This window comes from Dactylosporangium sp. NPDC051484 (assembly GCF_040689395.1).
Lineage (GTDB): Bacteria > Actinomycetota > Actinomycetes > Mycobacteriales > Micromonosporaceae > Dactylosporangium.
Genome location: NZ_JBFAZX010000005.1, coordinates 134,323 through 150,796, shown reverse-complemented (window position 1 = coordinate 150,796; position 16,474 = coordinate 134,323). Strand labels below are relative to the sequence as shown.

The following is a 16,474-nucleotide window of genomic DNA, read 5'->3' as shown; positions in this document are numbered from 1 at the left end:
GTACGGTCCTCGGCCCCGCTGAGGCCGTCGCTGCTTCGTCGCGCACCTTCGGCGGCGCGTCCCCTCCCAGCCGTTGGGGGCCGTTTACTCTCTGTTGCGGCCCTCGGGCTTCTTCGCTTTTCTACCGTTCGTCACGTTCTGCCGTACTCTCGGGCTTCGTTGCGATATTTCTGATATGTTCGCATCAATGCCGGCTCGAAGTGGCGGGGTAAATCCGAGGCGGAAGCGGGGCGAGCGGGATAAGATCTTGCGCCGTGTACACCGGAACCGCGGTCTTCGACCTCCTGCTGCCCGATGATTCGCGATCGCTCAAGGCCAAGCGCTCGTACGTGCGGCCGCTGATCGCGCACCTGCGAAAGTTCGAGGTCTCCGTCGCCGAGGTCGGGGCCCTGGATCTGACCGGGCGGGCCGAGGTGGGTGTCGCAGTCGTCGCCGCCGAGCCGGGGCACGTGCGCGAGGTGCTCGACACCTGCGAGCGCGCGGTCGCCGGGCGATCCGAGGTTGAACTGCTCTCCGTGCGCCGTCGGTTGCACGGCGACGACGACGAGTAATCCCGACTTCTCAACGCGGTCCCACCGGTGGGGCGCGGGTACTGTCAAGGCGTTGGTCAGGTCTTCAGGTTCCCGGGTGACCGAGAGGTCACCGGTGGGCCGTTTGGCTGCGGAGGTGTTCGAGATGACGGATCCGGCGAAGGTGCGGCGGCACGCGGAGCGCGTGCGCGAACTGGTCGCATCGGTGGTACGGACGCAGATCAAGGACCCCCGGCTCGGCATGATCACGATCACCGACGCGCGGATCACGGCCGATCTGCGCGAGGCGACCGTGTTCTACACGGTGCTCGGCGACGCGGCGGCGCAGGCCGGCACCGCGGCTGCCCTGGAGAGCGCCAAGGGCCTGCTGCGCTCGACCGTCGGTAAGGCACTTGGCCTGCGTCACTCTCCGAGCCTCGCGTTCGTGCACGACGACGTGTCCGAACACGCCAAGCACATCGACGAGCTGCTCGCCAGCGCGCGCAACGCCGACGCGGAGGTCCAGCGCCTTGCGGCCGGCGCGCACTACGCGGGCGATTCACAGCCGTACAAGCTGGATGACGAGGCGAACGGCGACGTCGACGACCTGGGAGTCGACGGCGCCGACGACGAGGTGGTCGTCGGCCAGGACCGGCGGTGACCGGGCTCGCGCCCGGAAACGCACCGGGCGCGGGCACCGAACTCAACACCTTCCCCGGCCTCCCGGCCGGGGAAGCGCCCGCCCCGGAAGCCTTCCACGCGCCCGCCCCGAAACAAGCCCGCGCGGACGCGCATGAGGGAGCCTCACGCGATCGCACGGGCGCGCAAGATGCGGTTTCGAACGACTGCGCGGACGCGCGGGCGGCTGCGCCTGGTGGACGCGCGGGCGCGGGCGGGCACCGGCCCGCCGAGGCCGAGTGGGACGCGGCCGTCGCGGCCCTGCGCGGGCTACCGAGCGGGGCGCGAGTGCTCCTCGCCTGCCACGTGAACCCCGACGGCGACGCCCTCGGCAGCATGCTCGGCTTCGCGCTCGGGCTGCGGCGCGTCGCGGGGAAGCTCGGCATCGGGCACCTCGCGGCGACGTTCCCTGGGCCGATGCGGCTGCCCGCACCGTTCGACACGCTGCCGGGCGCCGGGCTGCTCGTCGCGGAGGAGGACGCCGACCCCGCGCCGGACGCGATGCTGGTCTTCGACGTGGCGAGCATCGAGCGGCTCGGCGGGCTCGCTGACCGCCTCCGCGCGGCGCCGGTCGGCATCGTCCTTGACCACCACGCGTCCAACCCCGGGTTCGGCAGCATCAACCTCGTCGACCCTGCGGCGGCCGCGACATCCGTGCTGTCGGATGGGCTGTTGCGGCGGCTTGGCGTACCACTGGACCCGGAGATCGCCGAGTGCCTTTATGTGGCGCTGGCCACGGACACCGGCTCGTTCAAGTTCGCCTCGACGACGCCGGCCGTGCACGAGTTCGCCGCGCGGCTCATCGCGACCGGCATTGCGGTGGGCGAGATCTCGCGGCGACTCTTCGACACGCGACCGATCGGCGCCGTGCGGCTGTTCGGCGTGGCCCTCGCGCGCACCGTGCTCGAGCGCGAGGGCGCGGGCGGGCTCGGGTTCGCCTGGACATATCTGACGACCGACGACCTCGCCGCGCACGACCAGCCGCCGTCTGCAGTCGAGGCACTCATCGACACCGTGCGCAGCGTCGCCGAGGCGGACGTCGCCTGCGTGGTCAAGCCCGTCCGCGCGGGGGAGTGGTCGGTGTCACTGCGCAGCAAGGGCGCGGTCGACGTCAGCACGGTCGCGGTCGCGCTGGGCGGTGGCGGGCATCGGTTCGCGGCAGGCTTCAGCGCCGGCGGTACCGTGGCGGACGTCATCGCCGCCATCCGCGCCCTGCTGCCGGCTCCCGCGCGGGCTTCCGGCGCCGGCCAGGACTGACTCGGCGGCGTACGCGCCCCACTACCCGGCTCTTTCGCACCCTCGGCGCGACGTCAGGTTCGTGCGTTGCCGCGTTCCCGCGCGCTGGCGGAGGTTGCCGCGTTTCCGTGCCTTGCCGTGTTGCCGGGCATTGACGCGCGGCCGGGCGCTGTTGGGCTTGCGCTGGGGTGCGCTCCGCGTTGGCGGCGTCCGCGCGCTGTCCCGCTCCCACGCGGACCCCCGGCGCGCGTCAGGGGCGGCTCCGGGAGAATCTCCTGGCTATAACGGCTGGCCAGTCGGCATCCAGTGAGGTGACAATCGACAAATGGACCGACCCGAGCTCGCTGCGGAGGTCGACCGGGCCTGGGCCCGGCCGGTTGTCCTCATTCCCGTGTTCGCCCTGATCTCCCTTGTCGGCGGAGCCCTCCCGTCGTTCACCCTCCGCGCCAACCTGCTGGTGCTCGGCGCTGGCGCCGCGCTGTTCTGGCTCGGTACGTCGGCCGCACTCCCGCGCCGCCCCGCGCCCGCGCGGCTCCCGCGCCAGGCCGCGTGGTGGCTCCTGCCGCTGGTGCTGTTCGGCGTCGTCGAGGGTGCGACGTTCCTCAACGGCTCGGACGCGTACCCGACGCTGTCCCGCCTCGCGGACCCGGTGCTGGAGCACTACTGGGCCCGCGCGGCCGCGTACTTCGGCTGGTTGTGGTCCTTCTGGGCGATGGTGCGCCGATGAGCGGCGGTCAGCTGCTCGTCATCGTGTTGTTCAGTGTCGCGCTGGGGCTCTTCGCCGCGGTCGAGATCGCCGCCCACCGCGAGGGGTCACGCGTACCGAGCATCGGCGACGTGTGCGGCGTCGTCATGCGATACCGGGTCGGGCCACTGCCCGTCGGCCGCATCGTGATGTTCGGCTTCTGGTGGTGGCTCGGCTGGCACTTCCTGGCGCGCTGAAACCCATTCGCGCCCAGGCTCGCGCTCCGCACGTCTGGATCCCGCGCAGTGCTCGACGCGCTCGCGCCCCGTCCCTGTGGGCGCAGGCCCATCCCCGCAGCCGCCGAGTCCGCGCGGCCCCGCGCGCCCGCGGCGCTCCTTGGGTCTTTGCGCCTGAGGCAGCCCACGACCCCTGCGGCGGCGCTCGGATGCGCTGCCCGCGCCGCGTCCGTGCGGCGGCCTGATGACGCGTCCGTGCCGGGCTTTCAGCGCGTTCGTATGGGGACTCGATAACGCCCCCGCGCCAGGCCCCGCGACGCGTCCGCACCCGGCTGAGCTGGGAAATTGATCGTGACGGGTGCGCGACACGCCGTTCCAGATTTTGGGATGTCTTCGCACATGCTGGAACTTAACGATAGCTTAGTTCGCATGCGCACAGTACGAATTCTTCGCTGCCCGCCCCGGGGCGCCCCCTCCTGAAGGCGGACACCGGTGGCGGGTGAACGGCCCGATCCAGCATGCCGCCGGAAGCGAGGAACCACGTGCGTAGCAACCCGTGTGAACAGGCCGACACCACCCACGTCGGTCTCCTCGCCGTGCGTTGCGCGTGTCCACCGGTGATCCCGGCGCGACCAGCCCGCAACGACCATCAGCACCATGCGACAGAGGAGACCAGGGTCATGTCTGACCAGCAGAAGCCCCAGCCCAAGCCGCAGGAGCCGGCCGCCGACACCCGTGAGCGCGCCCGTGCCGCCCTGCAGATGTCGATGGACCGCCGCGGCTGATCCGCCGCATCGACACAAACTCCGGGAAGCCGGGACGCCCCGCGCTGACGTCACGGTTTCCCGGGGGTTGTGCCGGTAAGCTCCAATCCAGTCACCGCACCTTACGATGGCCGGGTGACGGTAGATCAGGCCTCAACGATGCGCCGGGTCGCCACGCTGGCGATCCCGGCGCTCGTGGTGCTCGCCGCCGAGCCCCTGTACGTGCTCGTGGACACCGCCGTCGTCGGCCACCTCGGGCGCACCCAGCTCGCCGGCCTGGCCCTCGGTGGCTCCGTCATGACGTTCGCGGTGTGGCTGGGGACCGTCCTGGCGTACGGGACCACGGGGCGCGCCGCCCGTCGCTTCGGCGCCGGACAGCGCGCCGCCGCCGTCGAGGAGGGTGTCCAGGCGTCCTGGCTCGCCCTGGCCGGTGGGCTGGTCATTCTGCTCGTGATCGAGGCCGTCGCCGGGCCGCTCACCCGCGTCCTCGCGGGAGGTCCGGGCGACGTCGCCGACAACGCCGCAGGCTGGCTGCGCATCGCCGCACTCGGCGCGCCCGGGCTCATGCTCGCCACCGCCGGCAACGGCTGGATGCGCGGGGTGCAGGACACCCGCCGCCCGCTGTACTACGTGCTTGCCGCCAACGGGCTCTCGGCCGCGCTGTGCCCGCTGCTCGCGTACCCGGCGGGCCTCGGCCTGACCGGTTCCGCGGTGGCGAACGTGACCGCGCAGACCGTCGTCGGCGTGCTGTTCGTCCGCGCGCTGCGCACCGAGCGGGTACCGCTGCGGCCCCAGCCCGCGGTCATTGGCCGTCAGCTCGCGCTCGGACGCGACCTGCTGCTGCGCGGCGCGGCCTTCCAGGCCTGCTTCCTGTCCGCCTCCGCGGTCGCCGCGCGCTTCGGCGAGGCCGCGCTCGCCGCACACCAGATCGCGATCCAGCTGTTCTTCTTCACCGCCCTGGCGCTGGATGCGATCGCCATCGCCGCGCAGTCGCTCGTCGGCGCGGCGCTCGGGGGCGAGCGCGTGGCGGAGGCCCGCCACCTCGCCCGCCGCATCACGGTCGCGGGCCTCGTCGCGGGCGCGGCGTTCGCGGTGCTCGTGGCCGCGGCCCTGCTCAGCGTCCGCCCGTGGTTCGGCGCGGACGCGGAGGTGTACACCCAGGCCCGCCACGCCTGGTGGTTCTTCGTCGCGATGATGCCCGCCGCCGGCGTCGTCTTCGCCCTCGACGGGGTGTTTCTCGGCGCCGGGGATGTGCGCTACCTGCGCAACCTCACGCTGGTCGCCGCCCTCGGTGGCTTCCTGCCCGGCATCTGGCTGGCGTACCTGCTCGACTTCGGCCTGAGCGGCGTCTGGGCCGCGCTGACGCTGTTCATCGCGCTGCGCCTGGCCGGCCTGCTGTACCGCCTCGCGGGCGACGGCTGGGCGGTCGCAGGCGCCGTGCGGTAAGCCCCGCACTTTCAACTCGGCCCGCGCGGCCCCGAGCCAGCCCGCGCGGCCCCGAGCCAGCCCGCGCGGCCCCGAGCCAGCCCGCGCGGCCCCGAGCCAGCCCGCGCGGCCCCCGAGTCAGCCCCAACGCGGCCCGCGCGTCCTCCGGCCTACCCGGGAGTTCCGAGGCGGTCCGGTCCGGACGCTAAGGTGTCGCGCATGGCACAGAAGGCGGCGACCCAGGGCGGCCTCGTCGTCGTCGACAAGCCCGGCGGCATGACCTCGCACGACGTGGTGTCGCGCATGCGCCGCATCGCGCGGACGCGCCGGGTCGGGCACGGCGGCACCCTCGACCCGATGGCCACCGGCGTGCTCATCATCGGCGTGGAGAAGGCGACGCGGCTGCTGACGTACGTGATCGGCAGCACCAAGCAGTACACCGCCACGATCCGCCTGGGCGAGTCGACCGTCACCGACGACGCCGAGGGCGAGGTCGTCGCGCGCGCGGACGCCTCCGCCGTCACCGACGCGTCGATCGCCGCGGCGGTGGCCCCGCTGCGCGGGGACATTCTGCAGGTCCCGAGCGCGGTCTCGGCCATCAAGGTCAACGGCGTGCGCTCGTACCACCGCGTCCGCTCCGGCGAAGAGGTCGAGCTCGCCGCCCGCCCGGTCACCGTCTCGCGCCTGGACGTCCTGGCGACCCGCCGCGTGGGCGCGCACATCGACCTGGACGTGGACGTTGCCTGCACGTCCGGCACGTACATCCGCGCCCTCGCCCGCGACCTGGGCGCCACGCTCGGCGTCGGCGGCCACCTGACGGCGCTGCGCCGCACGGCGGTGGGCGCGTTCACCCTGGCCGAGGCGGCCACGCTGGACGAGCTCGCGCAGCTCCCGGACCCGGTGACCCTCCCGCTGCCGGCCGCCGCGGACCGCTGCTTCCCACGCCGCGACGCCACCGCCGACGAGGCGAAGACGCTCTCGCACGGCGGCCCGCTGTCCCCGATCGGCATCCCGGACCCGTACGCGGTCTTCGCCCCCGACGGCACCGTTCTGGCGATCGTGCGCGAGCGCGAGGGCAAGGCCCGCCCGGAGATCGTCCTCGTCCCGTGACGACCCACGACGCGACCCGCCGCCGGCGAACGGGCGGGCGGGGCCGAGGCAGTACGCTCGGTGGCATGCAACGGTGGCGGGGAACGGAGGCGGTGCCCGGCGGCTGGGGGCGCGCGGTCGCGACGATCGGCGTGTTCGACGGCGTCCACCGGGGACACCAGCAGATCATCGGCCACGCGGTGAAGCGGGCCGGGGAGCTCGGCGTGCAGTCGGTCGTCATCACGTTCGACCCGCACCCGTCCGAGGTGGTGCGGCCCGGATCGCACCCGGCGGTGCTGACCGAGCCGGGGCGCAAGGCGGAGCTGATCGAGGCGCTGGGCGTCGACGTGCTGTGCGTCATCCCGTTCACTGCCGAGTTCTCCCGGCTGACGCCTGAGGAGTTCGTGCACGATGCGCTCGTCGAACACCTGCACACCGCGCTGATCGTGGTGGGGGAGAACTTCCGGTTCGGCCACCGGCAGGCCGGCGACGTCGAGCTGCTGCGCCGGCTCGGGCGGACCTTCGGCTTCGCCGTCGAGGGAGCGCCACTGGTGGCGGACGAGGGGACGGTGTTCTCCTCGACGTACATCCGAAGCTGCGTCGACGCGGGGGACGTCGTGGCGGCGGCCCGCGCGCTCGGGCGGTCGCACCGCCTTGAGGGCGTGGTGGTGCGCGGCGACCAGCGCGGCCGCGAGCTGGGCTTTCCGACGGCAAACCTGCTGGTCCCGGCCAACGCGGCGGTGCCCGCCGACGGCATCTACGCCGCGTGGCTCAACCGCGACCGCGACGGTGCGAGGCACCCGGCGGCGGTGTCGATCGGGACGAACCCCACCTTCTCCGGCAAGGAGCGGCGGGTGGAGGCGTTCGTGCTGGACTTCAAGGGTGATCTGTACGGCGAACGGGTAAGCCTGGACTTCGCCGACCGGCTGCGCGAGCAGCGCACCTACCAGGACATCGAGCCGTTGATCGCGCAGATGACGGAGGACGTCGCGCAGGCGCGGGAGGCGCTGTCCAGCGGTCCGATGCGCGGCTGAACAGCTCTGTCTGTTAGCCTGGGATTGACGCCGACTGACTGGCGGGGGCCAGGCTGCCTGCACGACGCCGTGGGAGCCGGCCGACGAATCCACGGTAAAGGGAGAACATGGCGCTCGATTCTGCGCAGAAGACCGAGATCATCTCGAAGTACGCGACCGTCGAGGGTGACACCGGCTCGCCGGAGGTCCAGGTCGCGATGCTGACGAAGCGGATCGCAGACCTCACCGAACACCTCAAGCAGCACAAGCACGACCACCACAGCCGGCGCGGCCTGCTGCTGCTGGTCGGCCGTCGCCGTCGCCTGCTCAACTACCTGCAGCGCAGCGACATCGCCCGCTACCGCTCGTTGATCGAGCGGCTCGGCCTGCGGCGATAACGACGCACCGACGGGGGAGTGGCGAGGATTCGCCGCTCCCCCGTCGAGTAGTGACACACTGAAATGGCAGCGCCCCGCCGAGCGGGTCGGCGCACCGGTCCTCGGTAGTGGCTTCCGGGCCCACGCCCCGTGAGCTTCGATCGAAGACCGGCCGCAGACAGCTCCGCCGAGGGCGACCCACGACCCAAAGGGAGCAACAACCAACATGACCGAGCAGAACACTCTCGGTACTCACAGCAGCACCGCGGTCATCGACAACGGCTCGTTCGGCACCCGGGAGATCACGTTCTCCACCGGCCGCCTGGCGCGCCAGGCGGCGGGCTCCGCCCTCGCCCAGCTCGGTGAGACCGTGGTCCTGTCCGCGACCACTGCCGGGAAGCAGCCCAAGGACCAGTTCGACTTCTTTCCGCTGACGGTCGACGTCGAGGAGCGCATGTACGCGGCCGGGCGCATCCCCGGCTCGTTCTTCCGCCGCGAGGGCCGGCCCAGCGAGGACGCGATCCTCACCTGCCGGCTTATCGACCGTCCGCTGCGCCCGAGCTTCGTCAAGGGCCTGCGCAACGAGGTCCAGGTCGTCGAGACCGTGCTCGCGCTGGACCCGGCCCACCCGTATGACGTCGTGGCGATCAACGCGGCGTCGCTGTCGACCAAGCTGTCGGGCCTGCCCTTCTCCGGCCCGATCGGCGCGACCCGCATGGCGCACGTCGACGGCCAGTGGGTGGCGTTCCCGACCGTCGAGGAGCTCGGCCGGGCCACCTTCGACATGGTCGTGGCCGGCCGGGTCCTGCCCGACGGCGACGTGGCGATCATGATGGTGGAGGCCGAGGCGACCGAGCACACGGTCGGCCTGGTCGCCAGTGGCGCGCCCGCGCCGACCGAGGAGGTCGTCGCCGGCGGCCTGGAGGCGTCCAAGCCCGCGATCCGCGAGCTGTGCCGGGCGCAGGCCGAGCTGGCCCAGGTGGCCGCGAAGCCGGTGCAGGAGTTCCCGGTCTTCCTCGACTACCAGCCCGACGCCTACGAGGCCGTCGCCGCCGCACTCAAGGACGAGGTCGCCGAGGCCCTGCGCATCGCCTCGAAGGCGGAGCGCGAGGAGGCCCTCGACCGGATCAAGGAGGCCGCGTTCCAGCGGCTCGGCTCGCAGTTCGAGGGGCGCGAGAAGGAGATCGGCGCCGCGCTGCGGTCGCTGACCAAGAACGAGGTCCGCGCCCGCGTGCTGCGCGAGCAGGTCCGCATCGACGGCCGTGGCCCGCGCGACATCCGGCCGCTGACCGCCGAGGTGCAGGTCCTGCCCCGGGTGCACGGCTCGGCGCTGTTCGAGCGCGGCGAGACCCAGATCCTGGGCGTCACCACGCTGAACATGCTGCGCATGGAGCAGACGCTCGACACGCTGGCGCCGGAGAAGTCCAAGCGCTACATGCACAACTACAACTTCCCGCCGTACTCCACCGGCGAGACCGGCCGGGTCGGTGCGCCGAAGCGGCGCGAGATCGGCCACGGCGCGCTCGCGGAGCGGGCCCTGATTCCGGTGCTGCCGGCGCGTGAGGAGTTCCCCTACGCGATCCGGCAGGTGTCGGAGGCGTTGGGCTCCAACGGCTCGACGAGCATGGGTTCGGTCTGCGCCTCGACCATGGCGCTGCTGTCGGCCGGCGTGCCGCTGAAGGCGCCGGTCGCGGGCATCGCGATGGGCCTGATCTCCGACGAGATCGACGGCAAGACGCATTACGTGACGCTGACCGACATCCTCGGCGCCGAGGACGCGTTCGGCGACATGGACTTCAAGGTCGCCGGCACCCCCGACTTCGTGACCGCGCTGCAGCTGGACACCAAGCTCGACGGCATCCCGTCGGACGTGCTGGCCGGCGCCCTGCAGCAGGCCCACGACGCGCGGCACGTCATCCTTGAGGTGATGGCCGAGGCGATCGAGTCGCCGGCCGGCATGAGCCAGTACGCGCCGCGGGTCACCACGGTCCGCATCCCGGTCGACAAGATCGGCATGGTGATCGGCCCCAAGGGCCAGACCATCAACGCGATCCAGGACGAGACCGGCGCCGAGATCAGCATCGAGGACGACGGCACGATCTACGTCGGCGCGACCGACGGCCCGTCGGCCGAGGCCGCGGTGGAGCGGATCAACGCGATCGCCAACCCGACCATGCCGAAGGTCGGCGACAAGTTCCTCGGCACCGTGGTGAAGACGGCCGCGTTCGGCGCGTTCATCTCGCTGCTGCCGGGCCGCGACGGCCTGCTGCACATCTCCAAGGTGGGCAACGGCAAGCGGGTCGAGAAGGTCGAGGACTTCCTCAACGTCGGCGACAAGGTCGAGGTGCAGATCGCGGACATCGACAACCGCGGCAAGATCTACCTGGACAAGGTGCTCGCCGAGGGCGAGGCCCCGGCGGAGCCGGCCGAGGGCGGCGAGCGCCCGCCCGCGCGCGACCGGGGCGGCGACCGCGGCGGCGACCGTGGCCCGCGCCGGGAGCGGGGCGAGCGCGCCCCGCGCCAGTCCTCCGGTGACGAGGCCGCCCCGGCAGCCGGGGAAGAGGGCGGCGAGGGCGGGGAGTTCCGTCGCCGGCGCAGCCGGCACAGCTGATCCATGGCAACCCGAGCGCTGACCCAGACGCTGTCCGACGACCCGCTGGGCGGAACGGTGCGACGCACCGTCCTGCCCAACGGGCTGCGGATCCTGACCGAGTCCATCCCGGCGATGCGCAGCGTGTCGTTCGGCGTCTGGGTCGGCATCGGTTCGAGGGACGAGACGCCCACGCTGTCGGGCGTCTCGCACTTCCTCGAGCATCTGCTGTTCAAAGGCACCAAGCGGCGCACCGCGCTGGACATCTCCGCGCAGATCGAGGCGGTCGGCGGGGAGACCAACGCGTTCACCGCGAAGGAGTACACGTGCTACTACGCGCGGGTGCTCGACGCGGACCTGCCGCTGGCCATCGACGTCGTCTGTGACCTCGTCACCGACTCGGTGCTGACCGAGGCGGACGTGGAAACCGAGCGTGGCGTGATCCTCGAGGAGATCGCCATGCACGACGACGAGCCCGGCGACGAGGTCCACGACGTCTTCACCGAGGCGGTGTACGGCCACCACCCGCTCGGACGGCAGATCTCCGGCACCGTGTCGAGTATCTCGGCGCTGAGCCGAAAGCAGATCGACGGCTTTTACCACCGGCGGTACCGGCCGGAGACCATGGTCATCGCCGCAGCCGGCAACCTCGACCACGCCAAGGTCGTGCGGGCCGTGCGCGCCGCGTTCGACGCGGCCGGCTGGGGCGATACGCCGGCCGTGCCCGCACCGCGGCGCTCCCGCACCACCCGGGTGCCGGTCCGCTCCGGGCAGATCGTGGTGCGCAACAAGGACACCGAGCAGGCACACCTGGTGCTCGGCTGCACCGGCTACCCGCGCCAGCACGACGACCGCTTCGCCGTCGGCGCGCTCAACAACGTGCTCGGCGGGGGCATGTCCAGCCGGCTGTTCCAGCAGATCCGCGAGCAGCGGGGGCTGGCGTACTCGGTGTACTCCTTCACCTCGCAGTACAGCGACACCGGTCTCTTCGGCGTCTACGCCGGCTGCGCCCCGGGCAAGGTCGAGGAGGTCCTCGCGATCACCCGCGACGAGCTCGCCCGGGTGGCCGGCGAGGGCGTGACCGACGACGAGGTCGAGCGCGGCAAGGGCATGCTCAAGGGCGCCGTCGTGCTCGGCCTGGAGGACACCGGGTCGCGGATGAGCCGCCTGGGCAAGGGCGAGCTGCTGTACGACGAGCTGCTGTCCGTCGACGAGATACTGCGCCGAGTCGACGAGGTCACCCCGGAGCAAATCCGGCGGGTGGCGAAGGAACTGCTCACCCGCCCGATGTCTCTCGCGGTGATCGGCGACGTCGAGGACGGGGCGTTCAGCGACGCCCTGGGCTGACCACCCTGCTGACAGCGCCGCCCGACCCGATAGGTTGGGCGGCGTGAGTGCAGAGGTGGAGCCAATCCGGGTCGGTGTGCTGGGCGCGCGCGGCCGCATGGGCAACGAGGTGTGCGGTGCCGTCAACGCGAGCGATGACATGGAACTCGTCGCCACGCTCGACGACGGCGACCAGCTGTTCAACGTGTCCGAGGCGGGCGCCGACGTCGTCGTGGACTTCACCACACCCGACGTGGTGATGGACAATGTGCGCTGGTGCATCGACCAGAACATCAACGTGGTCGTCGGCACCTCGGGCTTCACGACGGCCCGGCTCGATCAGGTGCGCGGCTGGCTCGCCCACAAGCCGGACGTCGGCGTCATCATCGCCCCGAACTTCGCCATCGGCGCGGTGCTGATGATGGAGTTCGCCGCCCGGGCCGCCCGGTTCTTCGAGTCGGTCGAGATCGTCGAGATGCACCACCCCAAGAAGATCGACGCCCCGAGCGGCACGGCGTTGCGCACCGCGCAGGTGATCGCCGAGGCCCGGGCGGCTGCGGGGCTGGGCGCGGTCCCGGACGCGACCAAGGACGAGATGGCCGGCGCCCGCGGCAGCGACGTCGAGGGCATCCGCGTGCACGCGCTGCGTGCCACGGGGCTCGTCGCCCACCAGGAGGTGCTGTTCGGCACCGCGGGTGAGACCCTCACCATCCGGCACGACTCCTTCGACCGGACGTCGTTCATGCCGGGTGTACTGCTGGCGGTGCGCGCCGTCGTGCGGCGTCCGGGCCTGACCGTCGGGCTGGATCCCCTGCTCGGCTGAGCCTCACCCGGTCCGGCCCGACGAGACTCATTCGATCGACTCGGGCCAATCGACCGGACCAGGGTATCCACATCTTGGGAACTGGCGGCTCCAATTGGGCCGCAACGACATCACGCGCCGATAACAGGATCCTCGGAATCCTGTTCAAGCGACACGTGCCAGCGGATCTGCGGGATCAGCAGGTCATCGACGTCGAGCGACCGGCTGGCCCCGTCCGGGGCCCAGCCCGCGCTCTGCAGAAATCGACGTGTGACGCGGTCGTCGGCGAACGTCCACGCAAGCGCTGTCGTGAATCCGTCAGTTCGCCACAAATCCACACTTGCCGCCAGCAATCGGCTGCCGTGGCCGCGCCGGCCCCAACGGGGCTCCACCAGCAGGTCCGTGATCGCCACGGTGGCCTCGAAGGCCTTGTCAAGGGCCGTGTGATCTTCGTCTGGAGCGAGGGCGGTGTCGTCTGCCGGACCTGACGCGGCAAAACCCACCACGTATGCTGATTCGGGTCTTGCGTCTGGCTCCGAGGCGGGTGAATCGACCTGTTCGACTGCCACCAGGACCCGGTGCGCAGGACTCGGCGGCTCCGCGATCGCCTCCCGCCACCTGCGGGTAATCCAATCCTCATCCAGCCGGTCGAGGATATGTTCGGGCAATAGGCGCCGATAGGCGACCCGCCAGGTCGTGAGTTGGATGCGCGTGATCTCGACGATGTCGTCGAGTCGCGCCGGACGGACGAACCCGAGGGTCATGGAGCACCAGCCTACGGATTTTGTGTGAAGCGCGACGCGGCGGGGTAGCGGCGTCTGGTTTGGGTCGATCGGCGCGAAGCCTCATCGAGCCGGACTGGACGAAGTTCGTCACAGTTGGACCGGCGGGACCGTTGAGCCTGATGAAACTCAGGTGGTAGCGAGTGAGCGAGTAGGAGGGCAGAACAGGTGGCGGAGCGAGGACGGGTCGCCGTTTCGACGGCCGTCCGGCCCAAGCTGCGGCCCGGGGTCAGGAAGACACTCATCGTGGTGGCCGTCTGGGCCGTCGTGTGGGGGTTCCTGTCGGTGGCGGCGGCGCACAACGGGTTCTTCGATCTCAAGGTCTATTACGGCGCGATGGACTATTGGGTCAACCGTGGCGGGGACATCTACGACTACCTGACGCCCGGCACGCCGTATGGCTTCACGTATCCGCCGTTCGCGGCCGCACTGATGACGCCGATGTCGCTCATCGGCTGGCACACCGCGATCTTCATCAGCGTGACCCTGAGCGTGCTTTCCATGCTCGCGGTCCTCACCTGGCTACTCGGGCCGGTCATCAAGCGGCAGGGCTGGTCGTTCTGGTTCGCGATGGGCATCGCGATGGCCCTCACGGCCGCGTTCGAGCCGGTCCGCGAGACGGTGAACTTCGGCCAGGTCAACATCCTGCTGCTGTTCCTCGTCGTGGGCGACGTGCTGCTGCTGGTTCGCGGCGGGCGCCGCCTCGGCGGCATCGGCATCGGCCTCGCCACCGCGATCAAGCTCACCCCCGGCGTGTTCATCATCTACCTGCTCATCACCCGGCGCTGGCGGGCCGCCGCCGTGGCCACCGCGACCGCCACGGCCGCGACCTGGGCTGCGGCCACGTTCGCCCCGGACGCCTCGCGGGTCTTCTGGACCGACGCGATGTGGAACACCGACCGGGTCGGCTCCCCGACGTTCGTGTCCAACCAGGCGCTCACCGGCCTCGTCGGGCGGATCTTCAACCCCGATCCGATGAAGCCGCTGTGGCTGCTGCTCGTGCTGATCACCCTCGCCGTGTGGTACTGGCGGGCCCGTCGCGCGGTCAAGGCTCGCGACGAGGTCGCCGGCCTGGCGCTCACCGGCATCGTCGGCTGCATGGTCAGCCCGATCACCTGGATCCACCACCTGGTGTGGGTGCTGCCCGCGCTCGTGGTGCTGTTCGACTACGCCACTGACCGCTCGCTCGACCCGCGCCGCAGGCGCAACTTCGCGATCGCGTTCGGCTTCTCGTTCGCGCTGCTGTGCAGCCGCACCCCGTGGGCGTTCCACGCGAAGTTCGACGGGCTCGGTCTCATCGGCAGCAATGCGTACATTCTGCTGATGATCGGGATGCTGTTCGCCCTGCCGATCCGCGAGCCCGCCGACACCGGCGCCGCGCAGCGCCCCGCGAGCGACCCTGGCAGCTCCAGCGGCCCCGCCGTCGAAGACGTGCCGGACCTCCTCGAGATCGACCGGCAGGTCACCGCGGCGTTCGACGCGAAGGACCCCGGTGGCTCAGTCCGCAGCGAAGCCAGCAGGCCGGGTGTGGAACGGGCGCGCCCGCTCGTCGGGGCTTAGACGCACCGCGATGCGGCCCTGCGCGGCAAGTCCGCGCAGGGCCGCCGTCATGACCGGCCGGCCGAACGCCCGTGCCGCAATGCCTCCGCGTCGCCTGCGGTGGCCGGCGGAGCGCGGGCCCGGTCGTCACGACCGAATTTCTGTCGTACCCCCGGGATAGCCTCCATGGCGATGACCGAGTATCTGACGCTCACCCAGGCCCGGCGGGTCGCCCTCGCGGCACAGGGCTTCGCCGATCGCGCCCCGGCGGGCCCACCGGAGCGCCGCCACGTGCGCCGTGTGCTGGAGCGCACCGGCCTGCTGCAGATCGACTCCGTGAACATCGTCCAGCGTGCCCACTACCTGCCCGCCTACAGCCGCCTCGGTCCCTACGATCCGGCGTTGCTCGACCGGCTCGCCTATCGCCGGCCGCGGGAGCTGTTCGAATACTGGGGGCACGAGGCCTCCCTGGTCCCTGTCGGGTTGCATCCGATGCTGCGCTGGCGGATGCGCTCCGGCGACGCGTGGGGCCGGATGGTCCGCATCGCCCGCGAGCAGCCCGACCTGGTTCGCTGGGTGCTCGAGGAGATTCGCGCCAAGGGGCCGGTCAGCGCCGCCCAGGTGGAGGGCGACCTCGTCCAGCCGCGGCGCAAGGACCACTGGGGGTGGAACTGGTCGGACACCAAGACGGCGATCGAGTGGCTGTTCTACTCCGGCGAGGTCAGCGTCGCCCGGCGCAACTCCTCATTCGCCCGGGTCTACGACGTGCCCGAGCGCATCCTGCCGCCCGAGGTGATCAACGCGCCCACGCCCGAGCCCGCCGACGCGTTCCGTGAGCTGATCCGGGTCGCCGCCCGCGGCCTGGGCGTGGCCGCCGAGGCGGAGCTGCGCGACTACTTCCGGCTGCCGCTGGCCGGGGCTCGCACCGCGATCGCGGAGCTGGTCGAGGCCGGGGAGCTGGTGCCGGTGGAGGTGCAGGGGTGGGCGCCGCGGGCGTATCTGCACACGCAGGCGCGCATACCGCGGCGGATCGGCGCCGCGACGCTGGTCAGCCCGTTCGACCCGCTGATGTGGGAGCGGGGGCGGGTGGAGCGGCTGTTCGGGTTCAACTACCGGATCGAGATCTACGTGCCGCCGCTGCAGCGGCTCTACGGGTATTACGTGCTGCCGTTCCTGCTGGGCGACCGGCTCGTGGCCCGGGTCGACCTGAAGGCGGACCGGAAGGCGCGGGTGCTGCAGATCCCGGCGGCGTGGGTGGAGCCGGGGGTGAAGGCGCCCGGTGAGGTGGCGGCGGCGCTGGCGGCGGAGCTGCGGCGGTTCGCTGGGTGGCTCGGCCTCGATGTCGTCGAGCTGCCCCAGCGCGGGGACCTCGCCGAACGGTTGGGAAAGGAGCTCGTCTGAAGATCGTCGTGGCGTCCGTGCG

General features: G+C 71.5%; 15 protein-coding genes. 14 read left to right on the top strand and 1 reads right to left on the bottom strand.

Translation table 11 applies throughout. The features are described 5' to 3' along the window. Positions 1-254 precede the first annotated feature (254 nt). From AB0367_RS11615 to dapB, 12 genes are all read left to right on the top strand, one after another. Positions 255-551 carry a DUF503 domain-containing protein gene (locus AB0367_RS11615; RefSeq protein WP_366226175.1) on the top strand — a complete coding sequence of 99 codons (297 nt, stop codon included), beginning with the start codon at positions 255-257 and terminating at the stop codon, positions 549-551. A gap of 124 nt (positions 552-675) precedes the next feature. Then, positions 676-1,170, top strand: a complete 495-nt coding sequence (gene rbfA, locus AB0367_RS11610; RefSeq protein WP_366226174.1) for a 30S ribosome-binding factor RbfA — start codon at positions 676-678, stop codon at positions 1,168-1,170. 278 nt (positions 1,171-1,448) lie between these two features. Beyond that, positions 1,449-2,444, top strand: a complete 996-nt coding sequence (locus AB0367_RS11605) for a bifunctional oligoribonuclease/PAP phosphatase NrnA (protein WP_366226424.1) — start codon at positions 1,449-1,451, stop codon at positions 2,442-2,444. Between the two features lie 304 nt (positions 2,445-2,748). Continuing rightward, positions 2,749-3,150, top strand: a complete 402-nt coding sequence (locus AB0367_RS11600) for a hypothetical protein (RefSeq protein WP_366226173.1) — start codon at positions 2,749-2,751, stop codon at positions 3,148-3,150. Continuing rightward, positions 3,147-3,365, top strand: a complete 219-nt coding sequence (locus AB0367_RS11595; RefSeq protein ID WP_366226172.1) for a DUF6186 family protein — start codon at positions 3,147-3,149, stop codon at positions 3,363-3,365. The genes AB0367_RS11600 and AB0367_RS11595 overlap by 4 nt, the downstream gene beginning before the upstream one ends. A gap of 902 nt (positions 3,366-4,267) precedes the next feature. Then, positions 4,268-5,554: an MATE family efflux transporter gene (locus AB0367_RS11590; RefSeq protein WP_366226422.1), complete on the top strand. Its 1,287-nt coding sequence runs from the start codon at positions 4,268-4,270 to the stop codon at positions 5,552-5,554. A gap of 198 nt (positions 5,555-5,752) precedes the next feature. Then, entirely contained in the window at positions 5,753-6,643 is an 891-nt protein-coding gene (truB, locus tag AB0367_RS11585; protein WP_366226170.1) for a tRNA pseudouridine(55) synthase TruB, read from the top strand. Positions 6,644-6,708: 65 nt separating this feature from the next. Further along, entirely contained in the window at positions 6,709-7,656 is a 948-nt protein-coding gene (locus AB0367_RS11580) for a bifunctional riboflavin kinase/FAD synthetase (protein WP_366226169.1), read from the top strand. Between the two features lie 107 nt (positions 7,657-7,763). Beyond that, positions 7,764-8,033 (top strand): 30S ribosomal protein S15, encoded by a 270-nt coding sequence (gene rpsO / locus AB0367_RS11575; RefSeq protein WP_350545513.1) that lies wholly within the window; start codon positions 7,764-7,766, stop codon positions 8,031-8,033. Between the two features lie 205 nt (positions 8,034-8,238). Beyond that, the gene (locus AB0367_RS11570; RefSeq protein ID WP_366226168.1) at positions 8,239-10,623 is read left to right on the top strand and encodes a polyribonucleotide nucleotidyltransferase; all 2,385 of its coding nucleotides are present in this window, start codon (positions 8,239-8,241) and stop codon (positions 10,621-10,623) included. Between the two features lie 3 nt (positions 10,624-10,626). Further along, the gene (locus tag AB0367_RS11565) at positions 10,627-11,949 is read left to right on the top strand and encodes a pitrilysin family protein (protein WP_366226167.1); all 1,323 of its coding nucleotides are present in this window, start codon (positions 10,627-10,629) and stop codon (positions 11,947-11,949) included. 43 nt (positions 11,950-11,992) lie between these two features. Next, positions 11,993-12,751 (top strand): 4-hydroxy-tetrahydrodipicolinate reductase, encoded by a 759-nt coding sequence (gene dapB / locus AB0367_RS11560; RefSeq protein WP_366226166.1) that lies wholly within the window; start codon positions 11,993-11,995, stop codon positions 12,749-12,751. 110 nt (positions 12,752-12,861) lie between these two features. On the opposite strand, the gene AB0367_RS11555 is transcribed toward dapB, so the two are convergent. Next, positions 12,862-13,494, bottom strand: a complete 633-nt coding sequence (locus tag AB0367_RS11555; protein WP_366226165.1) for a GNAT family N-acetyltransferase — start codon at positions 13,492-13,494, stop codon at positions 12,862-12,864. A 186-nt stretch (positions 13,495-13,680) separates the two neighbouring features. Between AB0367_RS11555 and AB0367_RS11550 the strand changes: the two genes are divergently transcribed. Further along, a complete protein-coding gene (locus tag AB0367_RS11550; RefSeq protein ID WP_366226164.1) occupies positions 13,681-15,072 on the top strand; it encodes a glycosyltransferase 87 family protein in 1,392 nt (463 codons plus the stop codon). Positions 15,073-15,237: 165 nt separating this feature from the next. Then, the gene (locus tag AB0367_RS11545) at positions 15,238-16,452 is read left to right on the top strand and encodes a crosslink repair DNA glycosylase YcaQ family protein (protein ID WP_366226163.1); all 1,215 of its coding nucleotides are present in this window, start codon (positions 15,238-15,240) and stop codon (positions 16,450-16,452) included. Positions 16,453-16,474: the final 22 nt, after the last annotated feature.

What these genes read in the sequence shown, in the direction of transcription:
- rbfA (WP_366226174.1), top strand. Translation starts at nt 676, where the DNA reads ATGACGGATCCGGCGAAGGTGCGGCGGCACGCGGAGCGCGTGCGCGAA.
- AB0367_RS11600 (WP_366226173.1), top strand. Translation starts at nt 2,749, where the DNA reads ATGGACCGACCCGAGCTCGCTGCGGAGGTCGACCGGGCCTGGGCCCGG.
- AB0367_RS11595 (WP_366226172.1), top strand. Translation starts at nt 3,147, where the DNA reads ATGAGCGGCGGTCAGCTGCTCGTCATCGTGTTGTTCAGTGTCGCGCTG.
- AB0367_RS11590 (WP_366226422.1), top strand. Translation starts at nt 4,268, where the DNA reads ATGCGCCGGGTCGCCACGCTGGCGATCCCGGCGCTCGTGGTGCTCGCC.
- truB (WP_366226170.1), top strand. Translation starts at nt 5,753, where the DNA reads ATGGCACAGAAGGCGGCGACCCAGGGCGGCCTCGTCGTCGTCGACAAG.
- AB0367_RS11580 (WP_366226169.1), top strand. Translation starts at nt 6,709, where the DNA reads ATGCAACGGTGGCGGGGAACGGAGGCGGTGCCCGGCGGCTGGGGGCGC.
- rpsO (WP_350545513.1), top strand. Translation starts at nt 7,764, where the DNA reads ATGGCGCTCGATTCTGCGCAGAAGACCGAGATCATCTCGAAGTACGCG.
- AB0367_RS11570 (WP_366226168.1), top strand. Translation starts at nt 8,239, where the DNA reads ATGACCGAGCAGAACACTCTCGGTACTCACAGCAGCACCGCGGTCATC.
- AB0367_RS11565 (WP_366226167.1), top strand. Translation starts at nt 10,627, where the DNA reads ATGGCAACCCGAGCGCTGACCCAGACGCTGTCCGACGACCCGCTGGGC.
- AB0367_RS11555 (WP_366226165.1), bottom strand. Translation starts at nt 13,494, where the DNA reads ATGACCCTCGGGTTCGTCCGTCCGGCGCGACTCGACGACATCGTCGAG.
- AB0367_RS11545 (WP_366226163.1), top strand. Translation starts at nt 15,238, where the DNA reads ATGGCGATGACCGAGTATCTGACGCTCACCCAGGCCCGGCGGGTCGCC.